The organism is Serratia sp. 25CWL12 (assembly GCF_055790885.1).
Genome location: NZ_CM147698.1, coordinates 489,841 through 505,860 on the forward strand (window position 1 = coordinate 489,841; position 16,020 = coordinate 505,860).

The 16,020-nt window shown below is 47.6% G+C and carries 11 protein-coding genes; 7 read left to right on the plus strand and 4 right to left on the minus strand.

Features of this window, described 5'->3' with window-relative positions:
* Positions 1 to 148 precede the first annotated feature (148 nt).
* The 6 genes from tnaA to ACX9GV_RS02245 all read left to right on the plus strand — a co-directional run bounded on the left by tnaA (position 149) and on the right by ACX9GV_RS02245 (position 11,678).
* Positions 149 to 1,564 carry a tryptophanase gene (tnaA, locus tag ACX9GV_RS02220; RefSeq protein ID WP_473196890.1) on the plus strand — a complete coding sequence of 472 codons (1,416 nt, stop codon included), beginning with the start codon at positions 149 to 151 and terminating at the stop codon, positions 1,562 to 1,564.
* A 390-nt stretch (positions 1,565 to 1,954) separates the two neighbouring features.
* The gene (gene tnaB, locus ACX9GV_RS02225; protein WP_473196891.1) at positions 1,955 to 3,208 is read left to right on the plus strand and encodes a low affinity tryptophan permease TnaB; all 1,254 of its coding nucleotides are present in this window, start codon (positions 1,955 to 1,957) and stop codon (positions 3,206 to 3,208) included.
* A gap of 724 nt (positions 3,209 to 3,932) precedes the next feature.
* The gene (gene hsdR / locus ACX9GV_RS02230) at positions 3,933 to 7,454 is read left to right on the plus strand and encodes a type I restriction-modification system endonuclease (RefSeq protein WP_473196892.1); all 3,522 of its coding nucleotides are present in this window, start codon (positions 3,933 to 3,935) and stop codon (positions 7,452 to 7,454) included.
* 135 nt (positions 7,455 to 7,589) lie between these two features.
* Entirely contained in the window at positions 7,590 to 8,669 is a 1,080-nt protein-coding gene (locus tag ACX9GV_RS02235; protein ID WP_473196893.1) for a Fic family protein, read from the plus strand.
* A gap of 22 nt (positions 8,670 to 8,691) precedes the next feature.
* Positions 8,692 to 10,263, plus strand: a complete 1,572-nt coding sequence (locus ACX9GV_RS02240) for a class I SAM-dependent DNA methyltransferase (protein ID WP_473196894.1) — start codon at positions 8,692 to 8,694, stop codon at positions 10,261 to 10,263.
* Positions 10,263 to 11,678, plus strand: a complete 1,416-nt coding sequence (locus ACX9GV_RS02245; protein WP_473196895.1) for a restriction endonuclease subunit S — start codon at positions 10,263 to 10,265, stop codon at positions 11,676 to 11,678. The genes ACX9GV_RS02240 and ACX9GV_RS02245 overlap by 1 nt, the downstream gene beginning before the upstream one ends.
* A 205-nt stretch (positions 11,679 to 11,883) precedes the next feature.
* Here the strand turns inward: ACX9GV_RS02245 and umuC are convergent, their stop codons facing one another.
* From umuC to ACX9GV_RS02265, 4 genes are all read right to left on the minus strand, one after another.
* Entirely contained in the window at positions 11,884 to 13,140 is a 1,257-nt protein-coding gene (gene umuC, locus ACX9GV_RS02250) for a translesion error-prone DNA polymerase V subunit UmuC (RefSeq protein ID WP_473196896.1), read from the minus strand.
* Between the two features lie 131 nt (positions 13,141 to 13,271).
* On the minus strand, positions 13,272 to 13,691 hold the full coding sequence (gene umuD / locus ACX9GV_RS02255; RefSeq protein ID WP_473196897.1) for a translesion error-prone DNA polymerase V autoproteolytic subunit: 420 nt from the start codon (positions 13,689 to 13,691) through the stop codon (positions 13,272 to 13,274).
* A 53-nt stretch (positions 13,692 to 13,744) separates the two neighbouring features.
* Complete coding sequence (locus ACX9GV_RS02260) at positions 13,745 to 14,056, minus strand: hypothetical protein (RefSeq protein ID WP_473196898.1); 312 nt, start codon at positions 14,054 to 14,056, stop codon at positions 13,745 to 13,747.
* A 35-nt stretch (positions 14,057 to 14,091) separates the two neighbouring features.
* Positions 14,092 to 14,757, minus strand: a complete 666-nt coding sequence (locus ACX9GV_RS02265) for an FMN-dependent NADH-azoreductase (RefSeq protein ID WP_473196899.1) — start codon at positions 14,755 to 14,757, stop codon at positions 14,092 to 14,094.
* Positions 14,758 to 14,866: 109 nt separating this feature from the next.
* Here ACX9GV_RS02265 and ACX9GV_RS02270 point away from each other — a divergent pair, with 109 nt between their 5' ends.
* Positions 14,867 to 15,760, plus strand: a complete 894-nt coding sequence (locus tag ACX9GV_RS02270; protein ID WP_473196900.1) for a LysR substrate-binding domain-containing protein — start codon at positions 14,867 to 14,869, stop codon at positions 15,758 to 15,760.
* Positions 15,761 to 16,020: the final 260 nt, after the last annotated feature.

Genomic DNA, 16,020 nt, shown 5'->3' on the forward strand with positions numbered 1-16,020 from the left:
TTGGCTTATGCAATTCGCTGTGTGAGCTAATTCCGCTAGCATTCATGAAACTTGATATATTTTAGGCATATTAATGAAAATTATAATGGCTATTCATTTTTAATGAACAGCTATCAGGCTAGCTATATTTAAATTTAAGGATTATACGATGAATAACTTCAAACATCTCCCTGAGCCATTCCGTATTAGAGTTATTGAACCAATCAAGCGCACGACAAGAGAACATCGTGATAGTGCGATCATAAAATCAGGAATGAACCCTTTCCTACTTGATAGTGAAGATGTATTTATTGATTTACTGACGGACAGTGGTACCGGGGCTGTCACGCAAAACATGCAAGCCGCAATGTTACGCGGAGATGAAGCCTACAGTGGAAGCCGGAGCTATTATGCTTTAGCTAACGCAGTCAAAAATATTTTTGGATACCAACACACTATTCCGACTCACCAAGGGCGTGGTGCGGAACAAATCTATATTCCGGTATTAATTAAAAAGCGTGAGCAAGAAAAGGGTTTGGATAGAACAAAAATGGTTGTCTTCTCTAACTATTTTTTTGATACCACCCAAGGGCATAGCCAAATAAATGGTTGTACGGTGCGCAACGTTTATATTAAAGAAGCGTTTGATACCGCAGCCCGTCAAGACTTTAAAGGTAACTTTGATCTTGAGGGGCTAGAGAGAGGTATCATAGACGTTGGCCCTAATAACGTGCCTTATATTGTGGCGACCATAACGTCTAACTCTGCTGGTGGACAACCCGTTTCCATAGAAAATTTAAAAGCCGTATATGCTATTGCTAAAAAATATGACATTCCAGTGGTTATGGATTCGGCTCGTTTTGCTGAAAATGCTTACTTTATCCAGCAAAGAGAAGCGGGATATAAAGATTGGAGCATCGAACAAATAACGATGGAAACCTATAAGTATGCCGATATGTTAGCTATGTCTGCTAAAAAAGATGCGATGGTTCCGATGGGGGGGTTATTATGCATCAAAGATGATAGCTATTTAGATGTTTATACAGAGTGCAGAACGATTTGTGTTGTTCAGGAAGGTTTCCCTACTTATGGCGGTTTAGAGGGTGGGGCGATGGAACGTCTTGCTGTAGGGCTTAGTGATGGTATGAATCAAGATTGGCTAGCCTATCGTATTGCACAAGTTCAATATTTGGTTGATGGTCTTGAGGCTATTGGCGTGATTTGCCAGCAAGCTGGTGGCCACGCTGCTTTTGTTGATGCGGGCAAGTTGCTACCTCATATACCTGCTGAGCAATTCCCAGCTCAAGCTCTCGCTTGTGAGCTATATAAAGTAGCAGGTATTAGAGCAGTGGAAATTGGTTCGTTTTTACTGGGCAGAGACCCTAAGACCGGGAAGCAATTACCTTGCCCTGCTGAGTTGCTTCGTTTGACTATTTCAAGAGCCACCTACACACAAACGCACATGGACTTTATTATTGAAGCGTTTAAACATGTAAAAGAAAATGCTCATAATATTAAAGGGTTAACCTTTACCTACGAACCTAAAGTATTACGCCACTTTACGGCCAGGCTAAAAGAGGTCTAGTAAGAAATAGAGTAAGAAATGATTTTGTGTCGCAATGTTTATACGCAAAATAATTTGAATTTCTTGTGAACGGTAATTGATTGACAAATCGGTTAATAACCGATTTGAACAGCACTTGTGCTGACCCTTAGGGTGAACCTCATGAATGAGGTTGATTAATCCCCAGTCATATAGATAACTATGTGGCTGGGGTGAAAAAGGTGGCCAAAGCCAGGGCGATTTGAAGGGCGCGGGTATATGATGCTTTAAGTGACATACTATTTTTTATCAACTGGGTTGCTCGCTGCGTGAGGCAATAATTGTTCTTATTTTTATGTAACTTGAGCGTCGCTATCTGATAACTTATTTAAAACAACAATAAACATAGATTCTCTATAAATAGAGGGCATCATGAACGAAACATCAAATACTAAACACTCCTCCTTTTGGGGCGTGATGGTTATAGCGGGTACAGTCATCGGCGGGGGAATGTTTGCTTTACCCGTTAACCTTGCAGGGGCTTGGTTTTTTTGGGGAGCCTTCATATTAATAATCGCCTGGTTTTCAATGTTACACTCAGGGTTGTTATTGTTAGAGGCAAACTTAAATTACCCAGTGGGCTCCAGTTTCAATACAATAACTAAAGATTTGATTGGGAATAAGTGGAACATTGTAAGTGGTATAACGGTGGCTTTTGTACTGTATATACTGACTTATGCTTATATCTCTGCCAATGGTGCAATAATAAGCGAAACCCTATCAATGAATTTAGGGTATCAGGTAAATTCTCGGGTGGTTGGCATATGTACTGCGGTTTTTGTTGCCAGTGTATTGTGGTTTAGTTCGTTAGCTGCGAGTAGAATTACATCCCTTTTTCTAGGGATAAAAATAATAGCATTTGTTGTTGTGTTTGGGACACTTTTCTTCCAGGTTGATTACTCAATATTAAGGGATGTTAGTGGGGGCGATGGTGGTGGTAACAATTCCTACTTCCCTTATATATTTATGGCTATACCTGTGTGCCTGGCCTCCTTTGGCTTTCATGGTAATATTCCTAGCCTGATTATTTGTTATGGAAAGAGAAAAGATAAATTAATGAAAAGCATTGTTTTAGGTTCCCTGTTAGCGCTTGCTGTTTATTTATTTTGGTTATACTGCACCATGGGTAACGTTCCCCGTAATGATTTTAAAGAGATTATTTCATCAGGAGGAAACGTAGATTCTCTCGTTAAATCATTTTTAGGGACAAATCAAAGTAGTTCGATAGAATTTTTCTTGCTTGTTTTTTCTAACTTAGCGGTTGCTAGCTCATTTTTTGGCGTTACACTGGGGTTGTTTGATTACCTTGCTGACTTATTCAAGCTAGATAACTCACCTTACGGGCGTTTTAAAACCATATTATTAACTTTCCTACCCCCGAGTGTTTTGTATTTATTTTTCCCCAATGGTTTTATTTATGGCATAGGTGGGGCAGGGCTATGTGCCACAATATGGGCCGTAATAATACCTGCAGTTCTTGCCTTGAAATCAAGAGAAAGATTCCCAAACAAGACGTTCACGGTTTGGGGAGGAAAAGTTATTCCATTTTTAGTTATTACTTTCGGTGTGGTGGTTATATTTTGCTGGTTTGGCAGTGCATTCAATATACTGCCAAAGTTTGGTTAAAGGCCATTATATCTCAAGCTGTAGTCGGTGATGCAAAACCACTCAGAGTTGCATCCGTTAAGAGGGCGTGGTGCGGACTCGGAATAGCAACAAACCAATAAAACCTTTGTGATATTAAAAAATATTGCGTTGCGTAATTTTGGGGGCCATCAATAGGGCCCCCAGATGGCCCTCAGTGTCAGCATAGCTGTCTGCCTGCTCCTGAGTTTCAAACTCAGACACGATGGGGGACAGTTTGGTTACCATGTTGACTTATACACTAAATAATTCGAGTTGCTTGCAGGCGGCCAGACCGGGAGTCGCCAGGAGCATAGATAACTATGTGACTGGTGCGAGCGGATGCAGCCAACACCCAAGCAGCTTGAAATATGACGAGTATACTCCTTTCTTTGCTGCTCTTTTGACCAGCATGGCTTGTTACGCGGTTCAGACCAAGTGGATGGCGCGGTCTACCGTTGTTCCGTACCTAAATTTTCACTAAATTTTCCCTAAATTTTCAAAGTCAGCCTTGATTTAATCATTCCCCCACGTGATGTTAAATTCAATGGGAGCAGTAACTTGAATGTCTTGTGGTATGCTTGCTGGTATCGAAATAATCCATAAGATCTCGCCCGCATAATGGGCGAACAACAGGTGCGTATTGCCAATTGGTTCTCTTTTAGCGCAGGTGCCAGGCAACACCATGAACAGTGTTGCTCGATAGATAAAATGGAGTATCTGAGTCATGACATCATCCAGCCAGACCAGTAATTTTGGATTTCTTGCAGAACATGATCCTCTTTTCATCGAACTGGCTCTCTCCGCCGAACGGGCTTTCGCGAGTGACCCGAATACTACGCTCATCAAGCTGCGTCAGTTAGGCGAAGCCTTAGCCCAGCATATCGCGGTTCTGGTCGGTATCACCTTTGACGCACAAACCTCGCAGGCCGACCTACTCTACAGAGTCAATCGTGAGTTGAAACTGGAACCGGTGGTAAGAGAACTGTTCCATACGCTCAGGGTTGAGGGCAACAAAGCCACTCATCAATTTAGAACGCAGCATAAAGAAGCCATCAACGGCCTGGTGGTCGCGCGTAAACTCGCCATCTGGTTTCATCAGTCTTTTGGCAAGGCAGGTACCCAGTTCAAACCCGGCCCTTTTATCCCGCCTGCAGACCCCAGTGAGCAACTGCGTAAGCTGCAAACCGAAATCACCAAGCTTAAGAATGAATTGCAGCAGGCTAACATTAACCTTGATTCCAGCCAGCAACTCAATACGCTGATTGCCCAAGAAAAAGATGAGTACGCCGCGCTCGCTCAGGCAATGGATGAAGAGTCTCGTGCGTTGGCACAACAAGCGGCCGCCCATGAAAAAGCACTCAACCAGCAACAGCAGGAATATGAGCAAAGAATTAAAGCACTTCAGGCACAACTGGCCGCGCAAGATGAAAAAGCCCAAGCTTCACAACGTCAGCAGCTAAACCGCAATACACAGGCGGCTACACAGCACATTGTATTAGATGAAGCCTTAACCCGGATCTTGATTGATCAGCAGTTAAAAGATGTAGGCTGGCTGGTGGATAGTGAGGCCTTGACCTTCCAAAAAGGAATAAGGCCAGAAAAGGGCAAAAACATCGCCATTGCCGAGTGGCCCACTGAGCACAAAGGTAAAAAGGGCAGGGCTGATTACCTCTTGTTTGCAGGCTTGACGCCTATTGCGGTGATTGAGGCCAAAAAAGAGAACATCAATGTCGCCGGTAAGATCCCACAGGCCGAACGTTACAGTAAAGGGTTACAAATCACGCCGCCAATGCAGGGCGCATGGGAGTTGGCAGGCATGACCGTTGCCTGGCCCGATGACGAGGAGGGCCACTACAAAGTGCCGTTTGTTTACTCCTGCAATGGTCGCCCCTATGTGCCGCAACTTGCCGAGCAGTCGGGTATTTGGTTTCGCGATGTGCGCGCCCCCTCCAACACTAAACGAGCCTTGCCCGGTTTTCATACCCCGGCAGGTTTAATCGACCAGCTCAAACGCAGCAAGGTGGCAGCGGAGCAACAGCTCAAAGCAGAACCCTTTGGCTATCTGAAATTGCGTGATTATCAACAACACGCCATTATCGCCGTTGAAAACACCCTTGCTAGAGAAGTGCGCCATGCATTGCTGGCGATGGCGACAGGTACCGGAAAGACCCGCACTATCATTGGTTTGATGTATCGTTTTTTAAAAGCCGAACGCTTTAAACGTATTTTGTTTCTGGTTGATCGCACGGCGCTTGGCCAGCAGGCCATTGATGTGTTTAACGAAGCCCCGCTGGAACAAAGCCGTACACTCTCGAAAATTTACAATATCGCCGAGCTGGGTGATATGGCCGCCGCAGCGGAAACTCGCGTGCAGGTTGCCACCGTACAGGCGATGGTGAAGCGCATCTTCAACAGCGACTACCCACCACCGGTAGACCAATTTGACTGCATTATTATCGACGAAGCGCACCGTGGTTATACCCTCGACCAAGAGATGACCGAAGGCGAACTGGCAACCCGTGACGCCAGTCAATATCTCTCCAGCTACCGCCGGGTGCTGGATTATTTTGATGCGGTAAAAATCGCTTTAACCGCCACCCCGGCGAAGCACACCAGCGAAATTTTTGGTTCGCCGGTTTTCACTTATTCTTATCGTGAGGCCGTGGCTGATGATTGGCTGGTGGATCACGAACCGCCGATTCGCTACCAAACCCTGCTGACTCAAAACGGCATCACGTTTACCAAAGGGGAAAAGGTCAGCGCAATCAACATACAAACGGGCGAAGTGGACAGTGCTGAGTTGGATGATGAACTGAGTTTTGATGTTGATGCCTTTAACCGCAGGGTGATTACCGAAAACTTTAATCGCGTTATCTGCCAACAACTGGTGCATGAACTTGACCCCTTTGGTAACGAGAAGACCTTGATCTTCTGTGCTACCGATCTACACGCTGATATGGTTAAACGCCTGCTGGATGATGCCTTTAAAGACCTTTACAACGGCGAATATAACCAGGCGGCAGTGGCCAAAATTACCGGCCAAAGCGATAAGGTTGAGCAGTTGATCCGCCAGTATAAAAACGAACGTTACCCGAATATCGCCATTACAGTAGACCTGCTCACCACCGGCATTGATGTACCCGCCATCTGCAACCTGGTGTTTATGCGCCGGGTGAAATCACGCATTTTGTACGAGCAGATGATTGGCCGTGCTACACGGCGCTGCGATGATATTGGCAAAACCGTGTTCCGCATTTACGACCCTGTGGATATTTACGCTGCTCTGGCTGACGTGAACACCATGAAGCCGCTGGTGAAAGACCCCAACATCACCCTGGAACAGTTGATTGACGAAATCACCCACCCCGAGCAACTGGAGCGCGCATTGAATGCACCGGGTGATGCCGATGGGCAAAGCCATGCGGATGTGGTACTCAGCCAGCTTAGCCAAAAAGTGATGCGCATCCTGCGTAAGGCTGAAAAGAAGGCGGAACACAAATCTGCGCTTAAACAAAAACTCGATGAACTGCAAGGTTTGTGGGGGGTAGAGCCTAAAAGCCTGCATAGACATTTGTCCGCACTGGGCCCCAAGCAAGCCGCTGCCTTTATGACGCAACACAGCGGCCTGTTAAACCAGTTGGCAGAAGTCAATAGCCTGTTGGGCAGTGATCGCCAACCGGTTATCTCTGAGCATCACGACGAACTCCTGGAGCGTACCCAAAGCTACGGCGTGCATCACAAACCGGGAGATTACCTGGATAGCTTTAATCAGTTCATCAAAGAGCGGTTGAACCAAAGCGCCGCACTGGCGGTGGTGATTAACAAACCCCGAGATCTTACCCGTGAGCAACTCAAAGAGATCAGGTTGCTGCTTGATGGTGCGGGTTACTCAGAAGCCAAGCTACAAAGTGCCGTGCGTAATCAAACCAACCAGGATATTGCCGCCAGTATTATCGGCCATATCCGCCGCGCCGCCTTGGGGGAGCCCTTGGTACCCTTTGAACAACGGGTTGCTCAGGCCATGCAGCATATCTACCAAAGCCACAACTGGTTACCCACCCAACGCAAATGGCTGGAGCGCCTGTCTAACCAACTGGTACACGAAGTGATTATTGACCGCGATTTTGTCAACCAGCGCTTTGCCGAGCAAGGTGGAGCCAAGCAACTGGATAAAGTCCTTGGCAATCAATTGAGTAGCGTATTGGATGAGCTCAGTGATGCCATTTGGCAAACCAAAAGTGCCTGAGATGCATGGGCGACAGGGTGATTTTATGTATAGAAAATAGCAAAATCTATACATATTGGCGGCGATATGTATAATTTGCCCGGTTATTTATACCTATTTAAGCGCCATGAATCGGAACAAGGGAGAGATATAACTATGTCAGCGAATCTTACTCCGCTCCCACTGGCGAATATTGAACAATGGGAAACGCGAGCGGTACTCAAAAAGAGCGCAGAAGCTCACCGCCACTTGGCTGAGCTGAAAGGCGTGGCGGCCAGTATCCCAAATGAAGCCATATTGATTAACACCCTGTCACTGCAAGAGGCTAAAGACAGCTCTGAAGTGGAAAACATCGTCACCACCCACGATGAACTCTACAAAGCCAATTTGTTTCAGGAAGCGGTCACCAGTCCAGCGACCAAAGAAGTGCAGGACTATGCCTTTGCTTTAAAGCAGGGCTTTCACACGGCACGTCAAAACAAGTTGATCCGCCTTGGTGACATTCTCGCGGTGCAGCAGCAATTGGAGCACAATAATGCTGGCCTTCGCAGGCTGCCGGGAACAGAACTGAAGAATGCCCACACTGGCGAGGTTGTCTATACGCCACCGCAACATGCCGATGAAATTGCGGCGCTGATGGATAACCTCATCGCTTTTATCAATGACGACAGCCTGTGCGATGCAGATCCGCTGGTGAAAATGGCCATCATTCACCACCAGTTTGAAAGTATCCATCCGTTTTACGATGGTAATGGCAGAACTGGGCGTATTGTTAATATTCTTTATTTGGTGATCAAGGAATTGCTCAACCTACCGGTGTTGTACTTAAGCCGTTTTATCATTCGTCACAAAGCGGCCTATTATGCCAATTTGCAAGCGGTAAGAGACACCGGTGACTGGGAACCTTGGTTGCTGTTTATGCTTGATGGTGTGATTGATACCGCCAAAGATACCATTACCCTGATCATGGAGATGAAAAACCTAATGGTCAGCGTTAAACATGGCATCCGCGAGCAGTTGCCTAAAATTTATAGCCAGGATTTACTCAATAATCTGTTCAACCACCCCTACACGAAAATCGACTTTCTTGTTGAAGAGTTGGGCGTGACACGCATTACGGCCACCAAGTATCTGGAAAAACTGGTGGAATACGGCTTTTTAAGCAAACAGAAAGTTGGCCGAGCTAACTATTACATTAATCAGCCGCTGTGCAACTTACTGATCGCACATGGCTGAGATACGCAATCAAGAGACCATAATGACCAACAACGATATTGTACAAAAACTGTGGAACCTGTGTGACGTACTGCGTGATGACGGCATTAACTACAGCGACTATGTTACCGAGCTGGTATTGCTGCTGTTTATTAAAATGGTGCATGAAAATACCGAAGCGGAGATCCTGGATAAACATACCTTGCCGGAAGGGTGTCGCTGGAGTGATATCAACGGTAAATCCGGCATCAACCTGCTTAACGACTACAAACGTATTCTGCTGAGCCTGTCTACCGGTAAAGACGCCGAGGGCAATGTGGTTCACCAAGACCCACTAATCAGCGCCATTTATGCCGATGCCCAAACCCGCCTGCGTGAGCCACGCCATTTGGAGCAGATGATTAAAACGCTGGATCAAATCGACTGGTTCAGTGCGCAGAAAGATGGTCTGGGGGATTTATACGAAGGCTTATTGGAGAAAAACGCCTCTGAGACCAAATCTGGTGCCGGCCAGTACTTCACCCCACGTGCGCTGATTAACAGCATGGTGCGTTGCATCAAGCCGCAAATAGGCGAAACCATCCAAGACCCAGCGGCAGGTACGGCGGGCTTTTTAGTGGCAGCCGACCAATATATGCGCGCGGAAACCGACGACTATACGCAACTGCCCGCCAAAGATGCCGCCTTCCAGAAAAACAAAGCCTTTGTTGGCATCGAGCTGGTGCCCAATACCCGCCGACTGGCACTGATGAACTGCCTGTTACACGGTATGGAAGGGGATGACGAAGGGGTGGTGCATTTGGGCAATGCCTTGGGTGAATCGGGTAAGGGGATGAAACCCTGCGATATTATTCTGGCCAACCCGCCGTTTGGTACTAGCAAAGGTGGCGAAGCCAGCAACACCCGTGACGACCTGACCTATAAAACCAGCAACAAGCAACTGGCGTTTTTGCAGCATATCTACCGCAACCTCAAGCCCGGTGGCCGCGCGGCGGTGGTGTTGCCGGATAATGTGCTGTTTGAAGCCGGTGTCGGCACCGAGGTGCGCCGCGACCTGATGAACAAGTGCAATCTACACACCATTTTGCGCCTGCCCACCGGTATTTTTTATGCCCAGGGGGTAAAAACCAATGTGCTGTTTTTTACCAAAGGTTCGGCAACAGACAAATTTCAGCAGGAAAACTGCACTGAAACGGTATGGGTGTACGATCTACGCAGCAATATGCCGAGCTTTGGCAAACGCACGCCGTTTGGCGACAGCCACCTAGCGCCGTTTGAAGCGGTATATGGTGAAAATGCTGTTGGCACCAGCCCGCGTACAGCAGGTGAATACAGCTTTGGTGCTGAGGAAATCGCCGTTGATCATCAAGCCGCCGCAGAAAATAAAAATGTGGATGACAAGCTGTTACACAGCCGCTGGCGCTGCTTTAGCCGTGAATGGATCCGCGACCATAAAGGCGACTCGCTGGATATCAGTTGGCTAAAAGATAAAGACAGTGTGGATGCCGCCAGCCTGCCGGAGCCGGAGGTATTGGCACTGGAGGCAAAAGCGGAGCTGGAAGCAGCGTTAAGTGAGTTGGATGAATTATTGGTGGCGTTGGAAGGGGTGAATTGATGAGGGATATTAATTTGCCCGAAGGGTGGTTGCTCAGTAATTTAGGCGCAGTTTGCATTTATATCCAACGAGGCAAAGGGCCTAAGTATTCCAATGAGCCAAATGATTTTCCTATCGTTAACCAGAAAGCCATTAGATGGAGTGGTATTGAGCAGCAACATTTAAAGTATGTCGATCCAATCCAATGGGATAGCTGGGAGAATATACGATTTATCCATCAAGGTGATATTTTATGGAATTCCACTGGAACCGGAACTATCGGTCGCGCTTGCTATTTAACTGAAGAGGAAGTTAAAAAAGCTCGAGTCGTTGATAGTCATGTAACTATTGTACGTTCCGCCAAGAACCTAAATAGCAGGTTTGCATTTTTTTGGATTATGCATCCTGAGGTACAAGGGAAAGTTGGGGGGTTATATACAGGGACAACGAATCAAGTTGAATTAAGCAAAAAAATGGTGGAAGACTTGGAGTTTCCACTCCCCCCTCTAGCCGAACAAAAAGTCATCGCTGATAAACTCCATACCCTGCTGGCACAGGTGGAAAATACTAAAGCCCGCCTTGAACGCATCCCCACTATCCTAAAAACATTCCGGCAATCGGTACTGGCTGCGGCGGTCAGTGGGAAATTGACGGAAGAGTGGAGGAAATTCAACAAATCAAAGTTCCCTTACGAAAGCTGCCAATTATTAGAAATTATTCAGGAAATGCGAAACGGCTTGTCGCCTAAGCCAAATGAACAAGGGAGAGGCCATCCCATTTTGCGAATCAGCGCTGTTAGGCCATTTATACTGAATCAGGATGATATTCGACATCTTGAAATTTCTGAAAAAGATCAAGAGCGTTACTCGCTAAAGTCTGATGATCTCTTATTTACTCGATATAACGGCAGTATAGAGTATGTTGGCGTTTGTGCGCGTGTTACGCACATCGTTCACAATATTCTTCTTTATCCAGATAAGATAATTCGTGTGCGTGTAGACAAAGAAAAGGTGAATGCCGCATTCCTAGAGATAGTTGCAGCAAGTCATGAGGCTCGTGAATATATTTTCTCTCTTGTTAAATCAACATCTGGTCAAAAAGGAATATCCGGACAGGACCTGAAACTGTTGAAAGTAAAACTCCCCTCAGTTTCAGAACAAACCGAAATCGTCCGCCGTGTCGAACAACTGTTTGCTTTTGCCGATAATATCGAGCAAAAAGCCAATGCGGGATTAGCACGGGTTAATAACCTCACCCAATCCATTTTGGCTAAAGCCTTTCGTGGTGAACTCACCGCCGATTGGCGTGCCGCCAACCCGGAGTTAATCACTGGGGAAAATAGCGCCGAGACCTTGCTGGAAAAAATTAAGGCTGAGCGTGGGGCGCTCAAGGCCACCAAACCAACCCGTGGGCGGAAGCAAGCCTCATGCGGGTGATGCGGTGTATTAGCTAAGGGTGCTGGTGGGGTGGTTGGGGTTCACGGTGGCTCACAGTTAAGCTATTCCTGTGTTTGATGACTATTTTTGCCAGCAACCTAGCGGAACGGCAGAAAGCAAAAAACCAGCCATCGGCTGGGTTCTCTGAATAACTGCTGCCGTTTAGGCTCGCGATTTGTCGTTATTCACCGGGGGATGGGGGCACTTATATTTTAGCTTTAGGGATAGCGCGCCAATCAGTGGTATAGGCAGGGGAGAGCAGTTCGCGCTTCATCTTCCACCCCTGCTCGATGCCTTGGCCCGCAAACCAAATCTTACCCATGCCGGTGGTGTTAATACGATCAACCACTTTCATCAAGTGTTCACTGTTGGGCCGGGGGGGTGTTTCATCGAACATGTCTATTTGCCCAGGGCGGTGGCAGAAATCGTTCAAAATAACGCCCGCTTTTTGATAGCGGTAGCCGTTACGCCAAATCTTCTCTAGTGCCTTCATCGCGGCAGCGATAATGTCTCGCGTATCTTGCGTTCCTAGCATCAGTACATGGTTGGCGTTGTTAGCGTAATAGGGCTGATTGGCATGGGGGCTGGTGCGCAGAAATACGTTGATATGGCGGCAATACTGGTGTTGTTGGCGCAGCCTTTCAGCCGCCCGTTCTGCATATTGGCAGATTGCCTGGTGCATATCCTGTAACTGTGTGATCGGTTCACCAAAGCTACGGCTGCAAATGATCTGCTGTTTTGCAGGCAGAGAATCGATGGTGATGGAGGGTATGCCATTCAGTTCACGTACCGTTCGTTCAACCACCACGCCAAATGTTCTTTTAATTAACTGTATGTTCGCATCGGCCAACTTCAGCGCGGTGGTGATCCCCATTGCATTGAGCTTGGCTGAAAGCCGGTAGCCAATTCCCCATACCTGTTTGACCGGGAGCAACGCCATTAATTTCCGCTGACGCTGCGGGTTACTCAGTTCTACAACGCCACCGGTTGCTGGCCAGGTTTTTGCTGCGTGGTTGGCCAGCTTGGCTAATGTGCGTGTTTGCGCAATCCCGATACCACATATCAGCCCGGTTTGTTGTGCCACCGTGGCGCGGACTCGTTGGCCAAACGCGAAAAAGGGTTCGCAAGCATCAATGCCAGTGATATTCAGGAATGCTTCATCAATCGAGTAAATTTCAAGTTTGGGGGCCAGGGCTTCTAATGTGGTCATGACCCGTGCGCTCATATCGCCATAGAGCGCATAGTTGGAACTGAAACAGGCTATCTGGTAGCGCTGGATCAGGTTTTGGGCTTGAAAATAGGGGGAACCGGCCTTGATGCCCAGCATTTTGGCTTGTCGATTGGCAGCGACAATACAACCATCGTTGTTGCTTAACACAATAACCGGTTTTCCTTTCAGGTCCGGCCGAAACAGTTGCTCGCAACTGGCATACATCGAATTGACATCGCACAGCAGATACATATACCCCTCATACTTCAAGTTGCTTGGGTGTTGGCTGCCCTCGTTCACCCTAGTCACATAGTTAGCTATGCTCCCAGGGATTCGCTCAGTTGCCGCCTACAGGCAACTCGAATTATTTTGTGTATAGTCGATTACGACAAGGTGTGGATGGCGTGCGTGACTACACCAAAAATATCCAGGTCATCAGGTTCAACATAAATCGGGCTGTAGGCCGGATTCATCGGCTGAAGGCAAAGGCGAGGCTGTATACACAGCTTTTTCACCGTGAATTCCCCTGCCACTGCGGCGATGACAATATCACCATGCTTTGGCATCAGCGCCTTATCAACAATCAACAAATCACCGGAAAGAATACCCGCCTCGACCATCGATTCACCTTCCGCGCGGACAAAGTAAGTGGCAGAGGGATGCAAGATTAAATAGTGGTTGAGATCCAACTGCGCCTCGATGTAGTCCTGCGCGGGGGATGGAAAACCCGCTGGGCAGGTCTCCCCAAACAGCGGGATCTGCTGGTGAGTATCAGTAAATACGGAGGTGGTTGCTGCTTTCATGCCGATGTATGCCTGTAAAACTGTATAAATAAACAGTATTATGACTGACGATTTTACTGACTGGCAAGCAGCAACCAGCAACGTTTTGCTAGGGTGATGTTTTGCTGAGGAAAATAGTTTTGCACAAATTGGCAAATTGCAGCGGGCCGAGGTAATTGGTGGTGTCGTGTCAGCAACACCAACAACACCAACAACACCAACAACACCAACAACACCAACAACACCAACAACACCAACAACACCAACAACACCAACAACACCAACAACACCAACAACACCAACAACACCAACAACACCAACAACACCAACAACACCAACAACACCAACAACACCAACAACACCAACAACAATACCGACAGGCCCACCGTTTATCGGTGAGCCGATGAGGGGCTCCCGGTGGTTAGGCCAACTGCGATACTAGGCTCTTTACTGCGGCTTCCGCCTGCTGGATGGAGTTAACCAGCCGATGATCCGCAAATTCATCGTACTCAATAGCCGCCTCATACACATCGGTTACGCCGATATAGGCGAAAGCGGTGCGAACTGAGGCTTCCACATGGTTTTGAGTTCCGATGCGACCGCCGGGTTGATACCCATAGTCCCCCCGCGAAGAGAGGATCACCAGACGTTTGCCAGAATCCGACAGCAGGGGCCAATAAGGTTCTCCCTCTCGGCTGCGGTCAAATCCGAAGGTACGCCCCACTCGAACGATATTGTCAATGTATGCCTTGAACTGTGCGGGTGGCCCGAAGTTATACATCGGTACACCAGCAACGATGAGGTCAGCCTGGAGTATCTCATCGACCAAAGTATCACTGACGCGAAGCACATCCCACATCCAGGCTTCACGCTTGTTTTCAGGGGTAAAGGCCGCATGTATCCATTGCCCCGTGATATACGGTGGTGGCTCCTGCCCGACATCGCGGTAGATCACCTTTGTCTCGGGACGCATTGCAGTCCATTGTTGTACGAAATGAGCGGTTAAACGGCGAGTGTGCGATCCGTGAGAAATCTCGTCAGAGCGTCCAAAACGTGCGCTGGCATCAATATGCAGTAACGTGGTCATATAAATCCTTATAGATGATTTTAATTCAAACAAAGCAAGTTTCTACGTAATATGGATGGCCAACAAACGATAAAATCTCAGCTAATAGATGATATAAGGTCAGGTGTTTATGGCTATAAAACTCCCTTCGCTGACTGCTCTTCGTGCTTTTGAGGCTGCCGCACGTTTGGGGAGTTTCAAGAAAGCTGCCGAAGAGTTATCCGTCACGGCCACGGCCATCAGCCACCGTATTCGTGTCTTGGAGGAATATCTCGAACACCCTCTGTTCTTGCGCAAGGTACGAGCGGTTGAGCTGACCCAGAACGGCGAGGCGCTTTTCACTGCGGTTCATAGCAGTTTTGAGACTATCGCTCTGGCAATTGAACGCATACGCAAGCCATCTCGTTCATTGGTGACATTATCTACGACGCCTGCATTTGCCACTAAATGGCTGGTTCCTCGGCTAGCAGACTTTCATGAAGCACATCCAGATATTGATCTGCATATTCATGCTTCCAATACGCCAGTCGATCTCAATGCAGGCACAATAGACCTGGCGATTCGCTACGGACAAGGCCAGTATGGCGGCGTAATTTCGACGTTGCTCCTGGAGGATAATTTCGCGCCTGTCGCCAGCAAGATGCTTCAAACGATGACAAACCAAGATGTGTCAAAATGGCCTTTGATCCATTTCGATTGGCATCGCCCATTGCCTGTAGACCTGACATGGGCAGCGTGGGCGCGGGCTACCGGGCGAAAGCCATCTGATCTGTCGGCAGGTAGTCGGTATTCCGAAGAAAGCCACGCCATTCAGGCGACGATTGCTGGCCAGGGAGTGGCACTCTTGAGTCTGCTCTTGATAGAGGAAGAGCTGCGTCTGGGCGTTCTAGAGATTGTTGGCGAACCTAGGCTCAAGGGGATGTCTTACCACCTGCTTAAGAGCAATCAGCGCCCAGCCTCTGAGGCTATTGCCACCGTTGAGAACTGGCTGTTGCGTGTCGCTCGTCAGGTTAAACCGGCGTAACTTCTTTTGCCTCTTAACTTGACACCACACTGGCTTATACTCGCTCAGGTAGTACGCTTGGGTCATGTTTGGCAATAATATCGTTCATCTTATTCATCAATGCCGGAATGCTGGCTTCTTAAATGTCAGATGTATTGATCCCTTCATAAAGTATTTTCATGCCGATGTACGCCCGCAAAAACTATATAAATAAACAGTTTTATAACTGACGGTTTTACTGGCTGGCAAGCAGCAACGTTTTGCTAGGGTGATGTTTTGCT